Annotated in this window: 23 protein-coding genes and 1 tRNA gene; 16 read left to right on the top strand and 8 right to left on the bottom strand. The window is 46.5% G+C overall.

Annotated elements, in window-relative coordinates:
- Positions 1-109 precede the first annotated feature (109 nt).
- From rpoN to FE788_RS10645, 6 genes are all read right to left on the bottom strand, one after another.
- A complete protein-coding gene (gene rpoN, locus FE788_RS10670; protein ID WP_138380626.1) occupies positions 110-1,657 on the bottom strand; it encodes an RNA polymerase factor sigma-54 in 1,548 nt (515 codons plus the stop codon).
- A gap of 16 nt (positions 1,658-1,673) precedes the next feature.
- Positions 1,674-2,480, bottom strand: a complete 807-nt coding sequence (gene lptB / locus FE788_RS10665) for an LPS export ABC transporter ATP-binding protein (RefSeq protein ID WP_138380625.1) — start codon at positions 2,478-2,480, stop codon at positions 1,674-1,676.
- Positions 2,481-2,639: 159 nt separating this feature from the next.
- The gene (locus FE788_RS10660; RefSeq protein WP_138380624.1) at positions 2,640-3,194 is read right to left on the bottom strand and encodes an LptA/OstA family protein; all 555 of its coding nucleotides are present in this window, start codon (positions 3,192-3,194) and stop codon (positions 2,640-2,642) included.
- Entirely contained in the window at positions 3,191-3,898 is a 708-nt protein-coding gene (lptC, locus tag FE788_RS10655) for an LPS export ABC transporter periplasmic protein LptC (protein ID WP_168190373.1), read from the bottom strand. Before lptC ends, FE788_RS10660 begins: the two co-directional genes overlap by 4 nt.
- A 246-nt stretch (positions 3,899-4,144) precedes the next feature.
- Positions 4,145-4,759, bottom strand: a complete 615-nt coding sequence (locus tag FE788_RS10650) for a ribonuclease D (RefSeq protein ID WP_138380622.1) — start codon at positions 4,757-4,759, stop codon at positions 4,145-4,147.
- Between the two features lie 828 nt (positions 4,760-5,587).
- Entirely contained in the window at positions 5,588-5,998 is a 411-nt protein-coding gene (locus FE788_RS10645) for a MerR family transcriptional regulator (protein ID WP_138380621.1), read from the bottom strand.
- Positions 5,999-6,123: 125 nt separating this feature from the next.
- On the opposite strand from FE788_RS10645, the gene FE788_RS10640 reads away from it, so the two are divergent.
- The 8 genes from FE788_RS10640 (at position 6,124) to arsB (ending at position 11,366) form a co-directional block, all read left to right on the top strand.
- On the top strand, positions 6,124-6,498 hold the full coding sequence (locus tag FE788_RS10640) for a mercuric transporter MerT family protein (RefSeq protein ID WP_138380620.1): 375 nt from the start codon (positions 6,124-6,126) through the stop codon (positions 6,496-6,498).
- A gap of 21 nt (positions 6,499-6,519) precedes the next feature.
- The gene (locus tag FE788_RS10635; protein ID WP_246057923.1) at positions 6,520-6,855 is read left to right on the top strand and encodes a heavy-metal-associated domain-containing protein; all 336 of its coding nucleotides are present in this window, start codon (positions 6,520-6,522) and stop codon (positions 6,853-6,855) included.
- Between the two features lie 2 nt (positions 6,856-6,857).
- Complete coding sequence (merA, locus tag FE788_RS10630; protein ID WP_138380618.1) at positions 6,858-8,303, top strand: mercury(II) reductase; 1,446 nt, start codon at positions 6,858-6,860, stop codon at positions 8,301-8,303.
- A gap of 18 nt (positions 8,304-8,321) precedes the next feature.
- Positions 8,322-8,870 (top strand): hypothetical protein, encoded by a 549-nt coding sequence (locus tag FE788_RS10625; protein WP_138380617.1) that lies wholly within the window; start codon positions 8,322-8,324, stop codon positions 8,868-8,870.
- Positions 8,871-9,113: 243 nt separating this feature from the next.
- The gene (locus tag FE788_RS10620) at positions 9,114-9,446 is read left to right on the top strand and encodes an ArsR/SmtB family transcription factor (RefSeq protein WP_138380616.1); all 333 of its coding nucleotides are present in this window, start codon (positions 9,114-9,116) and stop codon (positions 9,444-9,446) included.
- The gene (locus tag FE788_RS10615; RefSeq protein ID WP_138380615.1) at positions 9,446-9,919 is read left to right on the top strand and encodes an ArsI/CadI family heavy metal resistance metalloenzyme; all 474 of its coding nucleotides are present in this window, start codon (positions 9,446-9,448) and stop codon (positions 9,917-9,919) included. The genes FE788_RS10620 and FE788_RS10615 overlap by 1 nt, the downstream gene beginning before the upstream one ends.
- Positions 9,919-10,326 carry an arsenate reductase ArsC gene (locus FE788_RS10610; protein WP_138380614.1) on the top strand — a complete coding sequence of 136 codons (408 nt, stop codon included), beginning with the start codon at positions 9,919-9,921 and terminating at the stop codon, positions 10,324-10,326. The genes FE788_RS10615 and FE788_RS10610 overlap by 1 nt, the downstream gene beginning before the upstream one ends.
- 17 nt (positions 10,327-10,343) lie before the next feature.
- Complete coding sequence (arsB, locus tag FE788_RS10605; RefSeq protein ID WP_138381368.1) at positions 10,344-11,366, top strand: ACR3 family arsenite efflux transporter; 1,023 nt, start codon at positions 10,344-10,346, stop codon at positions 11,364-11,366.
- A 544-nt stretch (positions 11,367-11,910) separates the two neighbouring features.
- Here arsB and FE788_RS10600 read toward each other — a convergent pair.
- Positions 11,911-11,997 (bottom strand) — tRNA-Leu (locus FE788_RS10600).
- 151 nt (positions 11,998-12,148) lie between these two features.
- Here FE788_RS10600 and FE788_RS10595 point away from each other — a divergent pair.
- Positions 12,149-13,102, top strand: a complete 954-nt coding sequence (locus FE788_RS10595) for a complex I NDUFA9 subunit family protein (protein WP_168190372.1) — start codon at positions 12,149-12,151, stop codon at positions 13,100-13,102.
- Positions 13,103-13,122: 20 nt separating this feature from the next.
- Here the strand turns inward: FE788_RS10595 and galE are convergent, their stop codons facing one another.
- A complete protein-coding gene (gene galE, locus FE788_RS10590) occupies positions 13,123-14,142 on the bottom strand; it encodes a UDP-glucose 4-epimerase GalE (RefSeq protein WP_138381366.1) in 1,020 nt (339 codons plus the stop codon).
- A 263-nt stretch (positions 14,143-14,405) separates the two neighbouring features.
- On the opposite strand from galE, the gene FE788_RS10585 reads away from it, so the two are divergent.
- From FE788_RS10585 to FE788_RS10555, 7 genes are all read left to right on the top strand, one after another.
- Positions 14,406-15,875: a capsule assembly Wzi family protein gene (locus FE788_RS10585; protein ID WP_138380613.1), complete on the top strand. Its 1,470-nt coding sequence runs from the start codon at positions 14,406-14,408 to the stop codon at positions 15,873-15,875.
- 148 nt (positions 15,876-16,023) lie between these two features.
- Positions 16,024-16,998 (top strand): Wzz/FepE/Etk N-terminal domain-containing protein, encoded by a 975-nt coding sequence (locus FE788_RS10580; protein ID WP_138380612.1) that lies wholly within the window; start codon positions 16,024-16,026, stop codon positions 16,996-16,998.
- 180 nt (positions 16,999-17,178) lie between these two features.
- Positions 17,179-18,201: a TDP-N-acetylfucosamine:lipid II N-acetylfucosaminyltransferase family protein gene (locus tag FE788_RS10575; RefSeq protein ID WP_138380611.1), complete on the top strand. Its 1,023-nt coding sequence runs from the start codon at positions 17,179-17,181 to the stop codon at positions 18,199-18,201.
- A gap of 227 nt (positions 18,202-18,428) precedes the next feature.
- A complete protein-coding gene (locus FE788_RS10570) occupies positions 18,429-18,998 on the top strand; it encodes an acyltransferase (protein ID WP_138380610.1) in 570 nt (189 codons plus the stop codon).
- A gap of 286 nt (positions 18,999-19,284) precedes the next feature.
- The gene (gene rffA, locus FE788_RS10565) at positions 19,285-20,427 is read left to right on the top strand and encodes a dTDP-4-amino-4,6-dideoxygalactose transaminase (RefSeq protein ID WP_138380609.1); all 1,143 of its coding nucleotides are present in this window, start codon (positions 19,285-19,287) and stop codon (positions 20,425-20,427) included.
- A gap of 1 nt (position 20,428) precedes the next feature.
- On the top strand, positions 20,429-20,932 hold the full coding sequence (locus tag FE788_RS10560; RefSeq protein ID WP_138380608.1) for a class I SAM-dependent methyltransferase: 504 nt from the start codon (positions 20,429-20,431) through the stop codon (positions 20,930-20,932).
- A 183-nt stretch (positions 20,933-21,115) separates the two neighbouring features.
- Positions 21,116-22,516, top strand: coding sequence for an MOP flippase family protein (locus tag FE788_RS10555; RefSeq protein ID WP_138380607.1), 1,401 nt, complete (start codon positions 21,116-21,118; stop codon positions 22,514-22,516).
- The last annotated feature ends 40 nt before the right edge of the window (positions 22,517-22,556 follow it).

Here is a 22,556-nt window from a genome sequence, read left to right as displayed (position 1 = left end):
CCTGCTGGGACAAAAAACGCTGTCTGGTTAATTTTTTGTCCCGCTGGTTTCGGCAAACGCGCCGGCCGGATACGTCAGACTCAGCCGCCAGGCCGGGGACAGGCCGAACCTACAGGGTAGAATTCTTGATGCGGCGTCTCTGAATCGATGACGGAATATTCATGGCTTCCCGGTATTTTGCGACAGTTCTGCGTGCGATATCAATACCTTCGGCCTGAAGAAGTTCGACCAGCTTGTCGTCGGACAATATCTTTTTGGGGTCTTCGTTATCAATCAGAGACTTGATACTGTATTTTACAGATTCAGCAGAATGGGCATCTCCCTCCTTGGTGGCGGAAATGGCGGTGGTGAAGAAATACTTCATTTCAAAGATCCCCCTGTTGGTGGCAATATATTTATTGGCCGTCACCCGGCTGACCGTGCTTTCATGCATGTCGATCGCTTCGGCGATGGTTTTCAGGTTCAGGGGTTTCAGGTATTTGATTCCTTTTTCAAAAAACTCCTTTTGCAGGCGAACCAGTTCTCTGGAAACTTTCAGAATTGTTCTGGCGCGCTGGTCCAGGGCTTTGACCAACCAATTGGCCGAAGCCATGCAATCAGCGAGATATTCCCGATCCTCTTTGTTTTTGGTCTGTTCCCGGATTTTGGCGTGATACACATTGTTCAGGAGGACCTTGGGCAGGGTTTCATTATTGAGTTCGACATACCATTCCCCCTTGGGATCTTTGCGGATAAAAACATCGGGGATGACTGTCTGGACAATAGCGCCGTCAAAAATAAGTCCGGGTTTGGGATTCAGGGACTGGATTTCTTCTATCATTTCCTTCAGGTCCTCATTATCCACCCTGCAGAGTCGCTTCAGCGTATTGTAGTCCCTTTTGGCCAGGATATCCAGATTATCAAGAAGGGTTTCCATGGCAGGATCCAGCCGGTTACGTTCGCGTTGCTGTATTTTCAGGCATTCCGACAGGTTGCGGGCAAAAACGCCTGAAGGGTCAAATGTTTGACCGATGAGCAGCACTCTTTCAATTTCTGCCGTACTGCATCCGAAACGCTCGGCAAGGGTCTCCAGATCCTCCAGGAGATAACCGGCCTCGTCCAGCATGCCGATCATATATTGCAGAATCAGCTTATCCTCAGGAGGCAGCGGCATCATGTTTAGCTGCTCCTCCAGATGTTCGGCCAGGGTTTCACTTCTTTCCAGCCGCTGGTCGAGCGGGAAGTCCGATTCTTCAAACCCGCCATTTGATCCTTTCAACGGGCGACTGCCGTTCAGGCTCAGGGAATCGGACAGGCTGCCCAGGCCATCGGTGGTCGTGTCATTGTTGAAAACATTTTCATAATCGGTATCAAGCGGACTGTCCGTCTGATCCGAACGGGTGACATCCTGGGAAAGATATTCATCAGACCCTGTTGGTTTTTCACTGCGGTCATTTTCCGGCTTTGGGGGGGACTGGTTGTCCTGATCCGCCCCCGGGTTATTTTGTTCGGCGGAAGAATCTGCCACGTCCAGGAACGGATTTTTTTCCACTTCCTGAAGCACAAAGTCCGTTAATTCCATGTTGGAGTATTGCAACAAGCGAATGGCCTGTTGCAATTGCGGTGTCATGACCAGTGTCTGAGTCTGTTTTAATTCCAGACGTGGCGTTAAAGCCATAACATTCTACCCCATTTTACAGACTGAATCTGTCACCCAAATATACACGACGGACGTCTTCATTAGCGACAATTTCCTGTGGCGTGCCAGACATGAGAACCTGTCCATCATGAATGATATAGGCTCTGTCGATGATATCAAGCGTTTCCCGGACGTTGTGATCCGTAATCAGCACGCCGATGCCGCGGTCCTTCAGATGGGACACCAGATCCCGGATATCGGCAATGGCGATGGGATCAATCCCTGCAAAAGGTTCATCCAGCAGCATGAAGCTGGGGCGCGTCGCCAGCGCCCGGGCAATCTCCACCCGGCGCCGTTCTCCCCCGGACAGGGCCAGGGCCGGAGATTGGCTGATATGGGTAATGGAAAACTCATGCAGCAGATCTTCCAGCATTTCGGCCCGCCGGTTGGGGTTGGGTTCGGAAATTTCCAGAACGGACCAGATATTTTCCTCCACCGTCATGCCCCGAAAAATAGATGCCTCCTGTGGCAGGTAGCCGATTCCCAGCCGCGCCCGGCGATACATGGGCAGCCGCGTAATGTCATGACCGTCAAGGAGAATTCGCCCGGAATCGGGTTCGATCAGGCCGGTAATGGTGTAAAAACAGGTGGTTTTCCCGGCACCGTTCGGGCCCAGAAGGCCGACAACTTCGCCCCGGTGTACTTCCAGGTTAATGCCCCGCAATACGGTTTTCTTGCGATATTTTTTTTGAATACAATCCACGACCAGCCCCGTATCGGTGGAAGATACCTCCACGGGTTTTTCTCCCCCGGCCGTTGCCTGCACCTGCGGGCTGATGGCCGACGGATCGGAGTCTGCCATTCGGGCAGCTTCCTTCTCGGACGTTATTTGTGCGTTTTTATGATCCATGTCCTAATATTTAGCCCATAGAAGATTAAGAAACTATTTTTATGAGCCCTGACAGATATAAATAAATATATGTCTCGGGCGTGGAAAATCAAAGGGCAAAGCCGGTTTTGTCTATTTTTTGTCCGGGATGGTAAACTGTCCCTTGACCCGGTTTTCACCGGTTTCTCCTGTAACGGCTCCTTCAATGCTGATGGTGCCGGTGTCAATATTCAGTTGCAGGCGTTTGCCTTGCAACACGCCGTCTTCCCGTTTAAGCACCACCTTGCCGCCAAGTGTGATGATCCGTTCCGAAAGGTCATAAACGCCCCAGGTGCTGGTGATTTCCTCTGTGGGGGATTTCAGCACCACGTTGCCCGAAGAATCCAGGCGGGTGATGGCGGAAGACAGTTCCCCGTTTTCCTGGGGCTCATAAAAAACGGTGATCCTGTCAGAGGTCATGGTCATGTCGCCCTGAGTCACCATCACATTGCCAGCAAAGACGGCAATGTTTTCCTTTTGCCGGACTTCCAGCTTATCGGCGCTGATATCGACAGGCATTTTGACGTCATGATCCTTGAGCGCCGAGACCTCGGCGTGGGCCGGTACAACAGCACCAGGCAAAACCATCAGACCGAAATACAGAACAGCCATCAGAAGATGGCGGGGGAAAAACAAAGCCGGTTTCATTCTCTTTCTTCTTTGGTTGGTTGCGCAAGATCCAGGGGACTGCGAGGATTTATATGCATTTTCACATTGCCGGACAAGCGGACAATTTCTTCGTCCACATCCACCTCAAAACGGGTGGCGCTGAATTTGCCGAAGGGGGCGGTGCCGGAAACCCCCTTATCACCGGTGGCCAGTTTTTCATTAATCAGGAAGGCGGATTCGGTTGCCGTCAGTTTATACCCGGTATCCGTTGTGATTTTGACATCCCCATCCAGAATCATTTTTTGCGCGTCGGCCTGGAAAATACCGCTGGAGGCTTTCACCTGCATATTTTCCCCGCCTTTCAGTTTCAGTTCCGCCAACAGGTTTTTCAGATGATAATCCATCTGACCATGGCTTTCCCGATAGGCGCTTTCGGCGGCAATTCTGACCGGATTGCCATAGCGGTCAATGCCCACATATTGCGGTTTGATCAGTTTGGCCGTTTCATCGCGTTTCTCCAGCCGGTCAACGGCCAGCGTGAAACTGCCTTCCTTCTGGCTAAGCAGCGGCCACAAAACCAGGGCAGCCAGCACCAGGCCCGTAAAGACGGGTACGGTTTTTTTCAGCAGCGTCACAAGCCTGACTTCCTTCTGGCTGTCTTTATAAGACAGGGACTTGGGCGACAGGTTTCTGAAATGATCCTGATCGTTCTGGTCAAGGTTGTGGGTAGGGCTGCCCGTCACGGTATCTCTCTCCAGAGTGTTACTACGGCATGGTTGCTCAAGATAATTGCTCCGGCGTTATGGCTGGTGCGGCATGTTATCAACTTATCGACATTCTACCCATAAGCGGGGATCGTGCAAAGGCCAATCCCCAAAGATCAATCCCAAAAGATCAATCTCCAGAAGGGGAGCTCGCTGAAGGGCAAGCTCCAGATCAGTCTGCCTGCCGTTCGTCCCCCCCGTTTCTGTCCGTTTCGGGGCCGGTCTTCAGCTATGGGCGAAAATATCGGTGTCGTCCCACCCCGCAAGATCCAGTTCCGCCCGGGTGTTGAGAAAATCAAAACAGGCCTGGGCCATGTGTTTGCGGCCGGTCCGGTCCAGCATGATGTTGAGCCGGTCCATCAGCCGGTGCAGATAAAGCACGTCCGCGGCGGCGTATTCCTGCTGTGCGTGGCTTAATTCATCGGCACCCCAGTCGGAACTCTGCTGTTGTTTGGAAAGGTCCACCTGCAAAAGCTCCTTGCACAAATCTTTCAGGCCGTGGCGGTCGGTATAGGTGCGCACCAGTCTGGAGGCGATCTTTGTGCAATAAAGTGGCGCCACCTCAATGTCTAAATGGTGTTTGAGTACCGCCACATCGAAGCGGGCATAATGGAAAATCTTGAGGATTTTGGGATTTTCCAACAGGGCCTTGAGGTGTGGCGCCTGGTGCTGACCTTGGGCGATCTGGACCAGATGGGCCTGGCCGTCGCCGCCGGAAATCTGCACCAGACACAACCGGTCCCTGTGCGGCTTCAGCCCCAGCGTCTCCGTATCCACGGCGACGGGGCCGTCAAATTTCAGATCCTCGGGTAGGTCGCCCTTATACAATTTTATACTCATCAGATGTCCATGCCAAGATCGTCGTTGCAGTTGTTTTTGTTATAGTACCACAGAACCTGTCCAGGCAACCGCAAAGTCTTGCAGACGGCGGGAGTAAAAAAAATGGCCGTGACATGTATCGCCAGGATGAATATATATGATGACTATATATTTGGAAATTATATACAATTTTTTTCTTGTGAATGGGGCGGAGAAGTTCTCGCCAGAATGCATGGGCTTCTGGGCCGAGATCGACCGGGCCCTGAGCGTCGCGACCTCGGGGGCGACGGCTCGGCTTATCGGTATATTGAGGGCCCGTTCAAGCCAAAGCCATTGACCACTGGGATTATTTTCCAGAAAAACATATTGACCGTCTGGGATAACAATAAAGTCATAAGCACCATAACTCAAGTTATAGAGTTTTTGGAACTTTCGAATCTTTTCTTTGATTTCCTGCGGTAATTCATATGGTTGATACATATTTAGGGCTTGATTGCGACGCCAATCAACTTGTGTGTCCCTGTGCCTTTGGGAATCAATTTGGTCAACCCCCGATTTTAGGTCCAGTTGCAATCTCGTGATGTTCTTCCATCGTTCTGCTTCGTTGTATGCTTAATGCGCTTGGCCATGAGCCATATTCCGCTACGCTCCATACGGCTCATGGCTGACGACGGCCTGCGGTGCCGGCGGACGGTAGCCAAGCGAGCTGTGCGGCTGGGCATGCTACCTTGAATATAACTGGGAGCTAGAGCTAGATTATCTGGATTAGTAGAATGATAGGTAAGGAAATTATGACACCTTGGCTATTTCGATTTTGATTGTCACCAAAGGACAACCGGTCTTCATAAATCAGGTTTCAAATAAGTGATCAACAATGGCACAGTCAGGCGTGGCTCCTCCTCTGCATTGAGATGCCATGATCTCCAATGACTTTTTCATTTTCTTCAGGTCTGCTATCTTGTGAGCGATGAGATCAATATTTGTCAACGCGAGCTCTTTAATATCATTGCAGGTATAGGTTCCATCAACCATTTCCAGAAGTCCCGCAACTTCATTGTTGGTAAATCCCAACTCCCGTGATCTGCGGATAAATTTAAGTCGCTTCAGATGCTCTAACGAATAACACCGATATCCCGCAGCAGAGCGCGGTGGGTCAGGCATAAGACCGATTTTCTCATAAAATCGGATTGTTTCCAGATTTACACCAGCCTCTTTCGCAAGTTTACCTCTCGTATATTCACGTTTTTGAGATGTAGTCACTTTTTTGCTTTACCCTGTAATTAATACAGGGTGTAGGCTACATTAAATTCAGACGTAATGCAAATAGTATTTTGCCCGGATACATAGGCAAGAATGACGTTAGCAATCAAAGAAAGACAACAGTAATGAGTGATATTAGACGACCAATAGACAAGAGCAAAAACTGGAGCGCCAGCCTTGGTGCTATTGGAGCAATATTGGCCTCGTCCTGTTGTATTTTGCCGTTTATTTTCCTGATGCTGGGTATTAGTGGTTCATGGATTGGCAACCTTACAGTTATGGAGCCTTATAAGGATTATTTTGCAGTGGTTGCACTTGGGTTTTTAGGGATCGGTTTTTGGCAGGTTTATTTCAAACCGAAGAAACAATGTGATGAGGGGTATTGCGCAACACCAAAGTCTGAGCGTGTCATTAAAGCTGTTCTATGGATATCAATAGTGCTGGTTCTACTGGCGCTGACGGTTGATTTCTGGGCACCAGTCCTAGGTGAATATATTTAAATGCAAACAAGGAGTATGAAGGTGAAACGATTGATCAGAACCTGTGCAGTCGCTGCTGTACTCGGCGTAGCGATGCCGGTTACCGCTGTCATTGCGGATGATGTCAGCACGATAGCACAGCAGGTCACTGAAAAAAAAGTGACTTTCACTATTGAAAAAATGACCTGCGCCATGTGTCCTATCACTGTGCGCAAAGCGATGGAGAAGGTTGAGGGCGTGCTGTCTGTGGTAACAGATTATGACACAAGAACAGCGGTTGTGGTTTTTGACCCGGCAAAGGCAAACGTTGAAGACATTGCCAAGGCTTCTGAAAATGCGGGCTACCCTGCTATTCTTGTTGATAGCCAGGGCTCCTAAGTATGGTATTGGACAAACCAGAAAGCAGTTGCTGTGTATCAGGCAGTAGTAAAGCCAAAATAAGGATTATGGTCATTGGTGCTGGATCGGCCGGGTTTTCAGCCGCTATTACAGCGGCGGAAGCTGGTGCTGATGTAACACTTGTTGGTGAAGGCACCATTGGTGGCACGTGCGTGAATGTTGGTTGTGTGCCGTCTAAAACCATGATCCGGGCTGTGGAAATACTGTATCAGGCGCCCCATGCCGCACGGTTTCACGGCATCACATCCTCGGCCAGCGTGCTCGACTGGCAGGCCGTTGTTGCGCACAAGCAGCAGCTTGTGGAAGATCTGCGTCAAGCTAAATATAGTGATGTGCTGTCCGCGTATCCGAATATTCGTTATATGGAAGGTCGGGCACAGCTTGGCAAAGACGGCGTTATGGTGGACGGCAAGCTTCATACGCCTGACAAGATTATCATTGCCACGGGGTCTTCAAACAGGGTGCCTTCGATCCTCGGCATTGAAACGATTGATTACCTTGACAGCACGTCTGCTCTCGGGCTTGAGACGCTTCCTGGTTCCATGATCATCATTGGTGGGGGTGTTATCGGGTGTGAGCTGGGGCAGATGTTTGCCCGTGCTGGCGTGAAAGTTACTTTATGCTGTCGAAGTCGTTTGCTGCCAGACATGGAACCAGAGATCAGCAAAGCTTTGCAAACTTATCTGGAATCTGAAGGTATCACTGTATGCGCGGGCATCGGCTATCAATCAGTTAAACAACACGGGGATGGTGTCAGGCTTCATTGCAAGAATGAAGGCAAGGCGCGTATGTTGGAAGCAGACAGAATTTTGCTTGCCGCCGGACGCAAGCCAAATACGGCTGGCCTTGGACTTGAAGAGGCAGGCGTTTTGCTTACAAAAAACGGCGGGATTGAAGTTGATGCTTTTATGCGTTCCAGCAACCCGGATATTTATGCCGCTGGTGATGTCACGGGTAAGGATATGTTTGTTTATATGGCGGCTTATGGTGCAAAGCTTGCCGCCCAAAATGCCGTAGGTGGTGATGCACAGTCTTACAATAATGCTACCATGCCTTCGGTTGTTTTTACCGATCCGCAAGTCAGCAGTGTTGGTCTGACAGAATCTCAGGCAAGTGAGCAAGGCTATAGTGTAAAAACAAGCGTTATCACGCTTGATCATGTTCCGCGTTATCTGGCAGCACGGGATACACGCGGTTTAATCAAACTTGTGGCTGATAAAGACACCGACAAACTGTTGGGGGCACATGTATTGGCACCCGAAGGCGGTGAGTTAATCCAGACCGCTGCAATCGCCCTTAAAGCTAGTATGACCGCAACAGAACTGGGGCAGACCATATTCCCATATCTTACGGGTGTTGAAGGTCTCAAACTGGCCGCGCAAACCTTTGATAAGGATGTTAACACGCTGTCCTGCTGTGCAGGATAAATAATAGAAAGCCAAACAATGGCAACTACAGACTTAAAATTGGAAGAAAGCGGGGCGCTGAAAAAGCCGGGGCCAGTAGGTAGGGGTGTCAGATTAGTGTTTGGATTGTTGTGTCTTTATTATGTATACGGTCTCATCACTGCATGGGGCCATATCCTGACGCCTGCGGGCGCTATTATTCCGCTTATCTGGAACGGTATTTTGCCGGGCCTTTTTCTCGTGAGTTATGTCATCAATATCGGTTTTTCCCGTGCTTGGAAAAAATGGCCTGCGATTGCAAGTGTGGTAATTATGCTGGGAGTAGCCGGCACAGGATATATACTGACGGGTTCGATAGAGACTTCCCTGTTGGCGCATACTGTCCATGCATGGGAGGTATATGTTTTCAGCCATTTGGGGTTGGCATTTATGTTTGCCGCTATGCTCGGCACCCCGGGCTGCGAGATGCGTGCTTTTCATCATCTTTTTTCTTTAATTACTAGAATACCGACCAAAGAGCATCATTGTCCTGTTGGCCCGCTCACACCTATTGATAAATGGGAAGCGCAACAAAAATGGATGAGATAGCTTGAGTAAGCCTTTATGTTTATACCCGAGACACGACAAGTTCATAGCGTGTGCTGCTCCCGCGACCGGTATATGAAGCGACGCCGCGAACTGGAGCGAAGTCGAGAGCTTGACTTTTCAAGATAACATACTGTCTTTATATGGCTTTTAGTGCTGCTCATTATCAAACCACCGATTTTTATTTTACGCCGTCGCATATTTAAGTCTTGACAGAATCTCAGATATATCTATATATCTAGAGATATGGATAAATTAGCTGTCATAAATACCCTTAATGCTTTGGCTCAGGAAAGCCGTCTGGATATTTTTCGCCTATTGGTCGAAAAAGGGCCTACCGGATATCCCGTTGGGATTATAGGCGAAAAGTTGGGCTTACCTCATGCCACCCTGTCTTTTCATTTGGATAAGCTGCGCCAGGCAGGGTTGATTGTGAGTGAGAAACAAGGAAGGACTACAATTTATCAGGCAAATTATGATGTTCTTGTGGGCGCGATTAAATATCTCACTGAAAATTGCTGTAAAGAAAGCGACATGGATTGCCGCATTGAAATAAAACAAAAAAAGGAATGTTGCTGATGAAGCGTTTACACATACATATGGGCGTAGAAAACCTGGAAAAAAGCATCCGTTTTTATACAGCGTTTTTTGGTGCTGAACCTATTAAGACAAAAGAAAATTATGCAAAATGGATGCTTGATGACCCTTCTGTAAACTTTGCCATATCAACGCGCGTAAGTAAGAAGGGGGTGGACCACTTAGGTATTCAGGTAGACTCAGCTCAAGAATTAGCCACTATTCGAGAGCAAATGTCTGCTGCGAACATTTTAACCCACAGCGATGGCGAAACAATCTGCTGTTATGCCAAATCAGAAAAATCATGGGTGAACGACCCTAATGGCATTGCCTGGGAAGCTTACCATACCATGGATGATGCACAGATATATTCAGATGAGATCCAAGAGAAACAAAGCGCTTGCTGTGTACCTGAAACAAAAGGACTTCCAGACTGTTGCGAACCTTCTGAAAAAACAGTGGGTTGTTGCAGTTGATGAAAAATGTACTTGTACTGTGCACCGGGAATTCCTGCCGCAGCATTATGGCTGAGGCTTTGATTAACCAACTCGCTCAGGGGCGCTATCACGCGGTCAGCGCTGGCAGTAAGCCAGAAGGGTATGTGCATCCTAAATCCATTGAAACTCTAAAACGCCACGGTGTTCAAGCGGGTGAGGCACGCAGCAAGTCATGGGATGAATTTCAAGGCATGAATTTTGATCTGGTGATTACGGTTTGTGATGCCGCTGCTGAAAGCTGCCCAGTGTTTCTTGGCAAGCATAAAAAACTACATTGGAGTACGCCAGACCCTGCCGCTGTCACCGGTAATGAGGAAGAAATTAACACCGCCTTTGACGAGGCGTTTAACTTACTTAAAGCCAAAATAGAAAGTGAATTGCTATGAGTGGCCAAACTTCTCCTATGGGTATTTTCGAACGCTACCTCTCTCTTTGGGTGGGGCTTTGCATTGTTGTTGGCGTTGGGTTTGGCTTGCTTGTACCCAGTGTGTTCCGGGTTATAGCCAATTTTGAATACGCTCAGGTTAATCTGGTGGTCGCTGTATTTATCTGGGTGATGATTTACCCGATGATGGTCAATGTGGATTTCAAGAGCCTGAAGGATGTAGGTAAGAAACCTAAGGGCCTATGCATTACGCTGGTCGTCAACTGGCTAATAAAGCCTTTTACCATGGCCGCGTTGGGGGTTTTGTTTTTCGAATATATCTTTGCCGGTCTGGTCGCACCGCAAGACGCTAAAGAATATATCGCAGGGATGATTCTGTTAGGTGTTGCGCCTTGTACTGCTATGGTATTTGTTTGGAGCCAGCTTGTGCGCGGGGACGCCAACTATACTCTGGTGCAGGTTTCGATCAATGACATCATTATGGTCTTTGCCTTTGCGCCGTTGGTGGCGTTGTTACTGGGCATCACGGATGTTGTTGTCCCGTGGGAGACACTTTTGCTATCGGTAGTGCTTTATGTGATTATTCCATTGGCGGCGGGCTACATCACCCGAAAGAATTTAGAAAACAAGCATACTCAAGAAAAAATTGATCACTTTACGGCACGAATAAAGCCTTTTTCTATAATGGGTTTACTGGCGACCGTTATATTGTTGTTTGGGTTTCAGGCTGGAACAATTATTGAAAAGCCAATGGTTATTGGCCTCATTGCCATCCCGCTATTGATTCAGAGTTATGGTATATTTGCCGTTGCTTATGGCTGGTCTTACCTGTGGCGCGTGCCCTTCAGTACCGCCGCACCCGCAGCATTGATTGGGACATCAAATTTCTTTGAGCTTGCAGTGGCGGTGGCAATTAGCCTTTTCGGACTGCATTCTGGTGCGGCCTTGGCAACGGTTGTTGGGGTCCTGGTTGAAGTGCCAGTGATGCTTTCACTAGTTGCTTTTGCCAATAGAACCAAAGACTATTTTAGAACAGCGTAAATCCCTTCCATACCATTCAGCCCTGTAGCCTGGCTTTGGAGATGCAGATTTTCCTGAGAAGTTTTAGTCCGACCTTGGGATATAACTTTATGAGAATGTGGGAAAGATGCCGGTACATGAGGGGACGCTGAAAGGGGACGGGCGCCGGTCTGAAAAACATTTTCTAATCGTCCAGAGGTTCAGGCAGCCCTTCCCGGCGATGAAGGATCGGGCAACCTGATAACGGTCCACACTATAATATTTACAGGGGCTGGAGCAGTGCATACTCTGGATTTTGATGTCTATGGAGCGCAAGATTTGGGTATGGCATAAGCTTAATTATTTTGGCCGGGTGGTGCGACGTCCTCCATCTCTTGTAAGACTGTTTGAGTATTATTTATGCAAGAATATTCGAGATATCTTCGGCCTTAGAAAAGTTTTGTGCGCGCCCGTTTCCAGAAATGCCTATCATATTGTGAAAATGATCATGGAAGTGCGTAAGGAATTATATCTATAATAATCCATGGGGGCTTAGGGGGGAATGGTGGGGGGGCTTATGGGGGAATGGTGCCCAGAAGAGGACTCGAACCTCCACGTCCATACGGACACTAGCACCTGAAGCTAGCGCGTCTACCAATTCCGCCATCTGGGCAACGGTTGGTGTGAGCGGTTTGTTACGCTCAGATGAACGTATTGTCAAGGTGTTATGTTAAAAAAATAAAATAGACTGGACGACAGGCGGCAATAATGTCTAAAAGACGGAGTAGATTTCAGCAGGTTAACGGATAGTTCTGGAGAAAAACATGGCGATGGAAAAGGACGCACGCCTGGTGACCATATTCGGCGGATCGGGATTCGTGGGGCGGACCCTGGTGCAGCATCTTGCCAAGGCCGGCTATCGGGTTCGTGTTGCGGTACGTCATCCCAATTCGGCGCTGTTTCTGAAACCGCTTGGTGAAGTGGGTCAGATTCAGGTATGCCAGGCCAATATCCGACATGAAGAATCGGTGCGGGCGGCGGTGCAGGGCTCTTATGCCGTGGTCAATCTGGTGGGTATCCTTTATGAAAGCGGCCGGCAGAAATTCAATACGGTGCAGGCGTTGGGGGCCGGGCTGATTGCCAAAAACGCAGCGGCCTCAGGGGTCCGGAAGCTGGTGCATATTTCCGCCATCGGCGCGGATGCCGAGTCCCCGTCCGCCTATGCCAAAAGCAAGGCCAAGGGTGAGGAAGCCGTGCGCCACTATTTCCCGTCGGCGACCATTTTTCGCCCCAGCATTATTTTTGGCGCCGATGACAGCTTTTTTAACCGCTTTGGCGCGCTGGCCAAGTGTTTGCCCTTCATGCCGGTGATTTGTGGCGATACAAAATTCCAGCCGGTTTATGTGGGCGATGTGGCGGATGCTATCCTGAAGGTGATCGACACGCCCGGATTTGAGGGCCGGACATTTGAACTCGGCGGGCCACGAGTCTACAGCTTCCGCGAGCTGTTGAAACTCATCCTCAAGGAAACCCGCAACGATATTCCGATGATCGAGATTCCGCTGCCGTTGGCTCGGCTACAGGCGTTTTTCCTGGGGCTTTTGCCAAAACCGATGCTGACCCTGGATCAGCTCAGGCAGCTTGAAAAGGACAATGTGGTTCGTGAGGGAGCGGACGGGTTGAGAGAGCTTGGCCTCACCCCGACTCCAGTGGAATCGGTGATCCCGTCCTATATGATTCACTACCGGCCCAAGGGACAGTTTGAGGTGGAGGCTTAAGGCCGCGGCTTTTCAGGTGTTCAGGCTTCGTAACCGTCCGGGTTCTGGCTTTGCCAGCGCCAGGCATCACGCACCATGTCCTCTAGGCTTTTTTCCGCTTTCCAGCCCAGTTCTTTCCGGGCGAGGGAGGGATCGGCGAAACATTCGGCAATGTCGCCCGGGCGGCGATCGGTGATTTCATAGGGGATGGGGATGTCGTTGACTCGTTCAAAGGTTTTTACCAGTTCCAGAACGCTGTAACCGGTGCCGGTGCCGAGATTATAGGTGACGAGTCCCGGGCCCGTGGCCAGTTTCTCCAGTGCCTTGAGATGCCCTTTGGCAAGATCGACCACATGAATAAAGTCCCTGATCCCGGTGCCATCCCGGGTGGGGTAATCATTGCCGAATACGGCCAGATGCGGCCGCTTGCCGATGGCCACCTGGGTGATATGGGGCATGAGATTGTTGGGAATGTCCCGCGGGTCTTCGCCGAGGCGGCCGCTTTCATGGGCGCCAATGGGATTGAAATACCGCAGCCGGGCAATATTCCAGGACGGGTCGGCCCGGTGACAGTCCGCGAGAATCTGTTCAACCATCAGTTTCGACGTGCCATAGGGGTTTGTGGTGCCGCCGGTGGGAAAGTCTTCGCGGATGGGCACGCTGCGAGGCGCGCCATAGACCGTGGCCGAGGAACTGAAAACCAGGTTTTTTACCCCATGATCCCGCAGGGCCTGACACAGGGTGATGGTGCCGCCCACATTGTTTTCGTAATAATCCAGCGGTTTTGTAACGGATTCGCCCACCGCCTTCAGGCCAGCGAAATGGATTACCGCGTCAAACTGTTCGGCGGCCAGCAGCTCATCGAGCCCTTCGCGGTCACGAATGTCAAGATAATGAAACTGAAGGTTGTTTTTTCCGGTGATGGCGCGAACCCGGTGCAGGGATTCCTCCGAAGCGTTGCAGAGATTGTCAATGACCGTCACGTCATATCCGGCCTCAAGCAGTTCAAGCACCGTGTGGCTGCCGATATACCCTGCGCCGCCGGTCACCAGTATGTTCATGGTCATAATTATATCTGTATGTATATCTTGTCTTTGTCTGGTCCTGTATCGTCAGTAGAACCTATAAAGCCTAAAGATTACGGAGTAATTAATCCAGCGCTTTGTTGGGGCCATCTTGGCCACGCGGGGATTTTCCTGTATCGGGCAGGGCGCGGGCTCCTGAGCTTTGCCGGTTAGGTCAGTTTTGGGTTGGCCAGAGCCGTCTTCTGGGCTACAAGGTTACGGATTTGATCAGAAGGTAATTCTTGGGGCTTGGATTATAAATGCGTTTACAACGATATCTGGCAGGTTTGGGACTTGGTGTTGCTTTTACGGTGTCGGTTGCGGCGGCGGCGCCGTTTGCGGAAGTGGGGGATCAGCAGCTTCGTAATGATGTGGAGCTTCTTGCGCGGTATGGGCTGATTTCCGGCCCGGTGGGCACGTGGCCGCTGTCCTGGAAACACATCACCCGGGATTTTCACAAGGCGGATGGTCAGGATTTGCCCCCCCATGTAATTATGGCGTTGCGCCGGGTTGAGCGCAAGGTGCCGGGGGAATGGCGCGTGGGACTTAAGGTGATGGCGACCACGGAGCCCGAGATCGTGCGCGGCTTTGATGAGACGGCCCGTAATGACCTGGATACGTCGGCCACCCTGCAATATAACGGGACGAGCACCACAGCGAAGCTTAATGTGGGCTATCGCAATGGTAACGGCACCGATGATTATAATTTTGATGGCAGCTATCTGGCCCAGGAACTGGGCAACTGGCAGGTTTATGCCGGCGCCATTGACCGGTGGTGGGGCCCGGGGCGCGAGGGCACGCTTTTGCTCAGCAACAATGCGCGGCCGATGCCGTCGGTAGGCATCATGCGCATGGAGCCGGAAGCTTTTGAAAGCAAGTGGCTGAGCTGGATGGGGCCGTGGCAGCTGCGGGCTTTTGTGGCGCAGATGGAGGAAGACCGGCATGTTCCTGATGCGCTGATTGCGGGGCTGCGTCTGACCTTTGAACCGGTGAAGAATTTCGAGGTGGGCCTGGCGCGGACCATTCAGTTGTGCGGGGAGGGCCGGCCGTGTGATCTGGAAACCTGGGCGCGGGCGCTGATTGCGGGGGGGGATCTGGACAATACCGGCACCGCCAGAGAACCCGGCAACCAGTTGGCCAGTGTGGACATGGCCTACAGCTTTGGCATCGGCAAAGAAACGACGCTGAAGATTTATGGTGAGGCCACGGCAGAGGATGAAGCCGGGCAGCTGTTCCTGCCGAAACGGTTCGCTCGCCTTTTGGGAGCGAGTGCTTATGGTCCGTGGGGCGATGGCGGGGCTCAGTGGAGGCTAACCGCGGAATACGCTGATACTACCTCTACCGAATACTGGCTGTTTGGGGATCGACGAAATAATCTGATATACGAACATCACATCTATCGTTCGGGATATCGGTTCAAAGGCCGGTCCCTGGGACATAGCATTGATGGGGATGGGCGTTTAATATCCGTAATCGCTAACTTTATGGCCACAAAGAACTGGGGGGTCACAATAAAATATCACAATGTCTTATTAAACCGAACTGGTGACTCTAGAAAAGTTTCTAGTAAGTCACGGGAAAAAATAAATATAACGGAGGCTAATTTTATAACAAAAACCCGTCTAGGAGAAATCAGGTTTGACTTTAGGTTTCATGATGACCGCCCTAACACCCCTTTTATTAATAAAAGAGAATTTACTGCTAACTTAGGATGGTTTCTCTACTTCTAACATTGTGTATTCCATATATTCTTTACAAAATTATATATGGGTGAAGTGTTAAAGGTTGTTGTTATCTTAATGTGGGTGATTTTAATAGATGGGTCCGATATAAGGTCGCTATGATTTTTCCCAGAATAAAAAATAATGGGGTTACAATATGAACGAGCGTACTGACCAATATTCTTTGAATGTACCAGATAGAGAAGGTGAAATAGATGTCTATCTGCTTTGGCAGATTATCTGGAAAGGTAAATTGTTAATTTTAACGATAACCTTGATAATCACCATTGCAGCAGTAGCTATTGCTTTATATCTAAAAGATATGTACAAGGCAGATGTTCTTCTTGCTCCCATTACGCAACAGCAAAACCAACTTTCAACACTATCTAATCAATTTAAAGGCCTTGCAAGTTTAGCGGGTGCAAATCTTAGTTCTGTTGAGGGTGATAAAGTAACTTTAGCTACAGAAATAATTAAGTCACGCAAATTTATTACGGAGTATATTAAGGCACACGATATTTTGATTCCCCTTTTTGCTGTGGATGGCTGGGATCGTGAAAAAGATAAACTTATATATGATGATGATATATATGATTCTGAGAAACAGAAGTGGACGAGAAAGGTAAGAGCTCCCAAAAAGCCTATACCGAGTGATTGGGAGGCCTACCTTGAATTCCAAGAAATACTCTCTGTGTCGCGTGATGAAGATACAGGCTTTGTTCGAATCTCTATTGAATTCTATTCCCCAAATGTTGCTAAACAATGGGTGGATTGGTTAGTTGAAGATATTAATAGAGTAATGCGAGAAAAAGATATTAAAGAAGCCACACAAAGCATTGCTTATCTTGAGAACCAGCTAGAAAAAACTCAAGTTGCTGAAATAAAGAATATTTTTTTCAAGTTAATTGAGAATGAAATGCGTAAGGTTTTATTAGCTGAAACCAAAACCGAGTATATTTTTGAAGTCATTGATCCTGCAGTTGCTCCGTTAGAGAAGTCGAGGCCTAAGCGCGTTTTGATTGTTATAATGGGATTTTTATTAGGAAGTTTCTTAGGCATATTTTGGGTATTGGTTAAATATAGTTTGGGTCAGAGCCATGGGGGTGTGTCAGATACTGAAGTGAAGAGTTAATGCCTAGTACTATATGGGGACTCTAATCGCGTAAAAACACTATTGAAACATTACAGTAAAATTCTGAATATGCCTCATTAGAATTGATGGAGAACAGAAAACCAAGTAAAGCAATAGCCTGAAACCGTTTATTTGATACAGAAATATTTTTCTAGAGGCACCTGGTGGTTGTTATAAATTATGAAAGTATTGCATATTGGTAATCTCGAGAAATTTACTATTCCTTTCTGGGGCTTCCTTGAAAAAAACTTTCCTATAAAAGATCATATATTTCTTTATAGAGAAGCAAATTCCGAGCCAAGGCCAAAAAACAGCATAAATATGGAAACAGGGAATATTGTTGTCTGGGCAGGAAAATTCATAAAACTTGCTAATAGATCTGAAAAGGTCATCCTGCATGGATTATCTGATCCTTTAGTTGTTATATTATTACTGTTCCAGCCTTGGCTGCTTAAAAAATGTTATTGGGTTATTTGGGGGAGGGATCTTTATTTTTATCAGGACCGAAAAAAAGGTCTCAAATACTTTCTTTACGACAGAGTGAGGTCCATAGTGATAAAAAGGATCGGGCATATTATAACATATATTAGAGGTGATTATGAGTTAGCCCAAAGGTGGTATGGTGCCCAAGCAAAACATCATGAATGTTTTATGTATTTGAGTAATCTTTATAGAGAACATATTGCTTTAAAACCAAAAAGCGACGCTACTACTCGAATTCTGATTGGGAATTCTGCAAGCCCGACTAATAATCATTTCGCTATTTTTGAAAAGCTCGAGCCTTATAAACAACAAAATATCGAAATTTATTGTCCTCTTTCCTATGGTTGTAAAAAAACAGCGAAGAATGTTGCTGAAGAAGGCAAAAAGCGTTTTGGTGAAAAATTTATACCAATATTTGAGTTTATGCCTCTAGACAAGTATTTGGAGTTTTTAGGGGAAATGGATATTGCTGTATTCGCTCATACGCGTCAACAGGGAATGGGTAATAGCATTACCCTTATAGGCTTGGGTAAAAAAGTGTATATGCGAAATGATGTAGTGCAATGGAAATTATTTGAAGATATTGGCGTGAAAGTGTTTGATTTTGAAAATTTTGATATCTGCCCAGCAGATCAAGAAGCCTTGGTTCAGAATAAAGAGAAGGTTAAGGAATATTTTTCTGAGGAAAACCTTAAAAGGCAATATCAAACTATTTTTTAAGTCCGTATAGTAAAAGTATATGGAAAATTCTAAAAAATATTCGAGGGTGTTATTGATTTTTAGATTCTTTTGGGAGCGCCGGTAGGTTCTCTTGTATTTTTTATAGTCACTGAGAAGATGAAAAATCTTATTATAAATTAAATTTTCTTGTGTAGTATAACAGTAAAAATGGGGCAGTTTGTCAAATATTCTTTAATTTTATTGCTAAATATGAACAGGAATACATAATGCCTTTTTTGTCTGATAAAGAAGTGAGAAAACTGGGTTTTAAAAAAATAGGCGTAAATGTAAAAATTAGTGACAGAGCGTCCATCCATGATGCGTTCCAGATTGAAATAGGCGATAATTCGCGCATAGATGATTATTGTGTAATTTCAGGAAAAGTCAAAATAGGAAGAAATGTTCACATTGCGGTTTTTTGTAACCTTGCTGGCGGAACAGAAGGGATTGTAATGGAGGATTTTTCTGGTTTGGCTTATGGATGTCATGTTTTTTCGCAAAGTGATGATTATAGTGGGCGGACAATGACTAATCCAACTATTCCAACTGAATTTAAAAAAGAGATTAAGGGCGCAGTATATATTGGTCGTCATTGCATCTTAGGGACTAATTCAATAGTTTTCCCTGGAGTTACACTAGCGGAAGGTACAGCTGTTGGGGCTTCGGCAGTGGTAACAAAGTCAACGGATCCATGGCATATTTACATCGGAAATCCTGCAAAAAAGATAAAAAAGCGTAGAAAAGATTTGTTAGAGTTAGAGAAAAAATATTTAACAAAATTATCACATCCTAAATAACGTCTAACGTTAATATTTAGTATTTCTCTGACAGGCTTATTTCTCATATCAGGGGCATAGCCTTGGTATGAGTGTGGTGGCTTAAGTTTAACAAAGGTTCCACCTTAATCAGGCTGCTGATGTGTCCAAACATTGGGGACTGCTTCTGTGTTTGTTTGGGTTTTGTTGGGGGTGAGGTCTGCTATAAGAAGAGTGTTGTGAATTGTGGTTCCTTGTTACTTTACTTGAATAGTATGATAAATAAAAAATAGGATCAGTTGATCGAAATGTTCAGAAGATTAAAAACATGACATATTCTATCCCGTTCAACAAGCCTCCATATACTGGCAATGAGGAGCAGTACCTCTTGAATGCTGTAAGAAGTGAGAAAATCTCAGGGGATGGTTTTTATGGCCGAAAATGTCAAGCTTGGTTCGAGAAGTTTCTGGGGTGTCCTAAGGCCTTATTAACTCCGTCATGCACGCATGCTTTAGAGATGGCAGCATTTTTGATTGGTATTCAGCCAGGTGATGAAGTAATTATGCCCAGCTATACTTTTGTTAGTACAGCAAATGCATTTGTATTGCGTGGCGCTAAAATCGTCTTTGTCGATATACGCCCGGATACCATGAATATTGACGAATCTCTTGTGGAGCAAGCTATTACCTCTAAAACCCGTGCGATTGTTCCGGTTCATTATGCTGGTGTTGGTTGTGATATGGACGCCATTATGGACATTGCGGACCGCTATGGTTTGTTCGTAGTTGAGGATGCTGCACAGGCTATGATGTCTCGCTATAAAAACAGACATCTCGGAACAATCGGGCATATTGGGGCTTATAGTTTTCATGAAACAAAAAACTATACAAGTGGTGGAGAAGGAGGGCTGCTGATTATAAATGATAAGCAATTTTCTGAGCGAGCCGAGATCATACGTGAAAAAGGGACGAACCGTAGTCAGTTTTTTCGAGGAATGGTGGACAAATACAGCTGGGTTGATATAGGAAGCAGCTATTTGCCGAGTGAGTTACAAGCTGCTTACTTATGGGGGCAGCTTGAAAAAGCAGAGGAAATTAATACCAGCAGATTGCAAATTTGGCAGCGTTATTATGAGGCGTTTAACTATCTCGAAGATAGAAAGCTTTTAGCCTTGCCTAACATTCCTCAGGGCTGTGTCCATAATGCTCACATGTTTTATCTTAAGACAAAAGATCTATCAGAGCGAAACGCTTTGATAGAACATCTTAAAAAAGATAAAATAATGGCGGTATTTCATTATATTCCTCTCCATAGTGCCGCGGCAGGCAAGAAATTTTCTAGATTTAATGGTGTTGATAAATACACTACCTTAGAGAGTGAACGATTGCTCAGACTACCAATGTATTTTGGTATGACGGAGGGGGAAGTGGGTAGAGTAATTACTTCTGTCAACGCTTTTTATGAGATTTGAAATGATCAGTGCAAATCATTCAAATAGAAGGCACAGCAATTGGCTAATATACAATATTAATGATAGATTCCTAGAGAGATACTCTGCATATTATCAAGGTGTTTTACATGACTTGGGGTGCGGAGAAGCGCCATATAAAGACTATTTCCTTAAATATGTGGATCAATATATCGCTGTAGATTGGGCAGAAAGTATGCACAAAGCTGATTTCGATATTGTAGCTGACCTTAACCAGGTTCTGCCAATTGTTTCAGAAACAGCAGATACTGTTGTCTCGTTATCAGTTATGGAACATTTATGTGAGCCTCAAGTCATGTTGAACGAAGCGTTTAGGATTCTAAAACCTGGGGGTGCAATAATACTTCAAGTTCCATGGCAGTGGAAAATTCATGAAGAGCCCTATGATTTTTTTCGATATACACCTTACGGACTAAAATATATGTTTGAAAAGGCTGGGTTTAGTAGTGTATGCGTGGAACCGCAGGTCGGATTTCGATGTGTGTGATGAAAATGACTTATTTTAGCGGGCGGTTTATTCCTCGTTCCGGCCCTTTTCGGTGGTTGTTTGGGGGGCTTCTTTTGCCGTTTTGGTATTTAGGGCAATTTCTGGCACCTTATTTAGATAAGCTGGATAAAAACTGGGCCTTAGAAACAACCGGATATTTTGTGACGGCTAAGAAGGTATGATATGAGCTTGAAAGTGCAAGGGCTTTCTGCGCTCAAGTGGACCAGTTTGGCATCTATATGTAATGGGGGCTTACAAGTTGCTCAGCTTGCTATTCTGGCTAGGCTACTTTCTCAAAATGATTTTGGCCTTATTGCAATCATTACGGTTATTCTTGGCTTTGGCACGATTTTCGTGGAAGCAGGTTTAAATAATGCGGTAATTCATAGACAAAATGCTACGAAAGAAGAGCTGGCCAATGTATATACGGTGAACCTTATCCTTGGTTTAGTTGTGTACGTCTGTGTGGTGGTTTTAGCTTATCCGATTGCTTCCTATTATAATGACCAGCGCCTCGTAGAGTATATACATATTATGGCGTTTATTTTTATTATTCTTCCTTGGGGCATGCTGTATTCAGCGCAATTCCAGCGTGACTTGCAATTCAATTTTCTGGCGAAGATAGATATATTGACGGTCATTGTTGGGGCGGTCTTTTCTATTCTGCTAGCTTACAATGGGTTTGGTGTGCTGGCCTTAGTTTATTCACAAATTCTAATGGCCCTGCTTCGTACATTTATTCTCTTATATTATGGTAGTAAGCTCTTCGGTTTTAAAATAGCCTTCTCTTGGAACAGAGCGAAATACTTTTTAAAGTTCGGCGCGTTTAAAATTGGGGAAAATGCGGTTAATTATTTCAATTTGCAAATTGATATTATGGTGATTGGGAAAATATTAGGTCCGGAATCCTTAGGTGTTTATTTTATGGCTAAACAATTAGTATTGCGCCCTATACAACTTATTAATCCAGTAATTACCAAAATAACATTACCCTTATTTGCAAAAGTCCAATGTGATCATCAAAGATTGAAATATGGGTTTTTACAAACCATACATGCATTGTCTTTTATTCATTGCGCGATTTATTTCTTAATGGCCGGGTTTGCCTATGAGATAGTTTGGATATTTTTGGGGCGTGGATGGGAAGAGGGGGTGTTGTTAATGATGATCCTATCTTTCTATGGTATTCAGCGGGCAATTAACAACCCAGTTGGGAGCCTTTTGATGGCAAAAGGTAAGGTAGATGTAAGTTTCTATTGGAATGCTATATTGTTAGTTATCACTGTTTCTGTCGTATTGTTTTTTTCTGGCTGGGGAAATCAAGGTGTAGCTTGGGGATTGGTCGGGATGATGTTGATGCTGCAAATTCCTGGGTGGTATTTTCTTGTTTTCAAATTATGCGGTGCTGGATTTTGGGAATATTTTGGTAAAATTACTGAACTTGTTCTTTGGGCCCTTGGGTGTTTTGGGGGACTTCTTTTGGTTGAACCCCTTGGGGTCAAAATCGTTATAGCTCTTCTTGGAGGGGCGACATATATATATGTTAATAGGCAACTTTGGCTAGGGCTAATGGCTAAAACATAAAATAGCTCACAATCCATTTTAGTTTCCGGAACATTAAATT

It is taken from the genome of Luteithermobacter gelatinilyticus (genome assembly GCF_005849285.1).
Lineage (GTDB): Bacteria > Pseudomonadota > Alphaproteobacteria > Sphingomonadales > Emcibacteraceae > Luteithermobacter > Luteithermobacter gelatinilyticus.
Note: the sequence above shows the minus strand (reverse complement) of the source record. Positions and strands in the feature narration are given on the sequence as shown.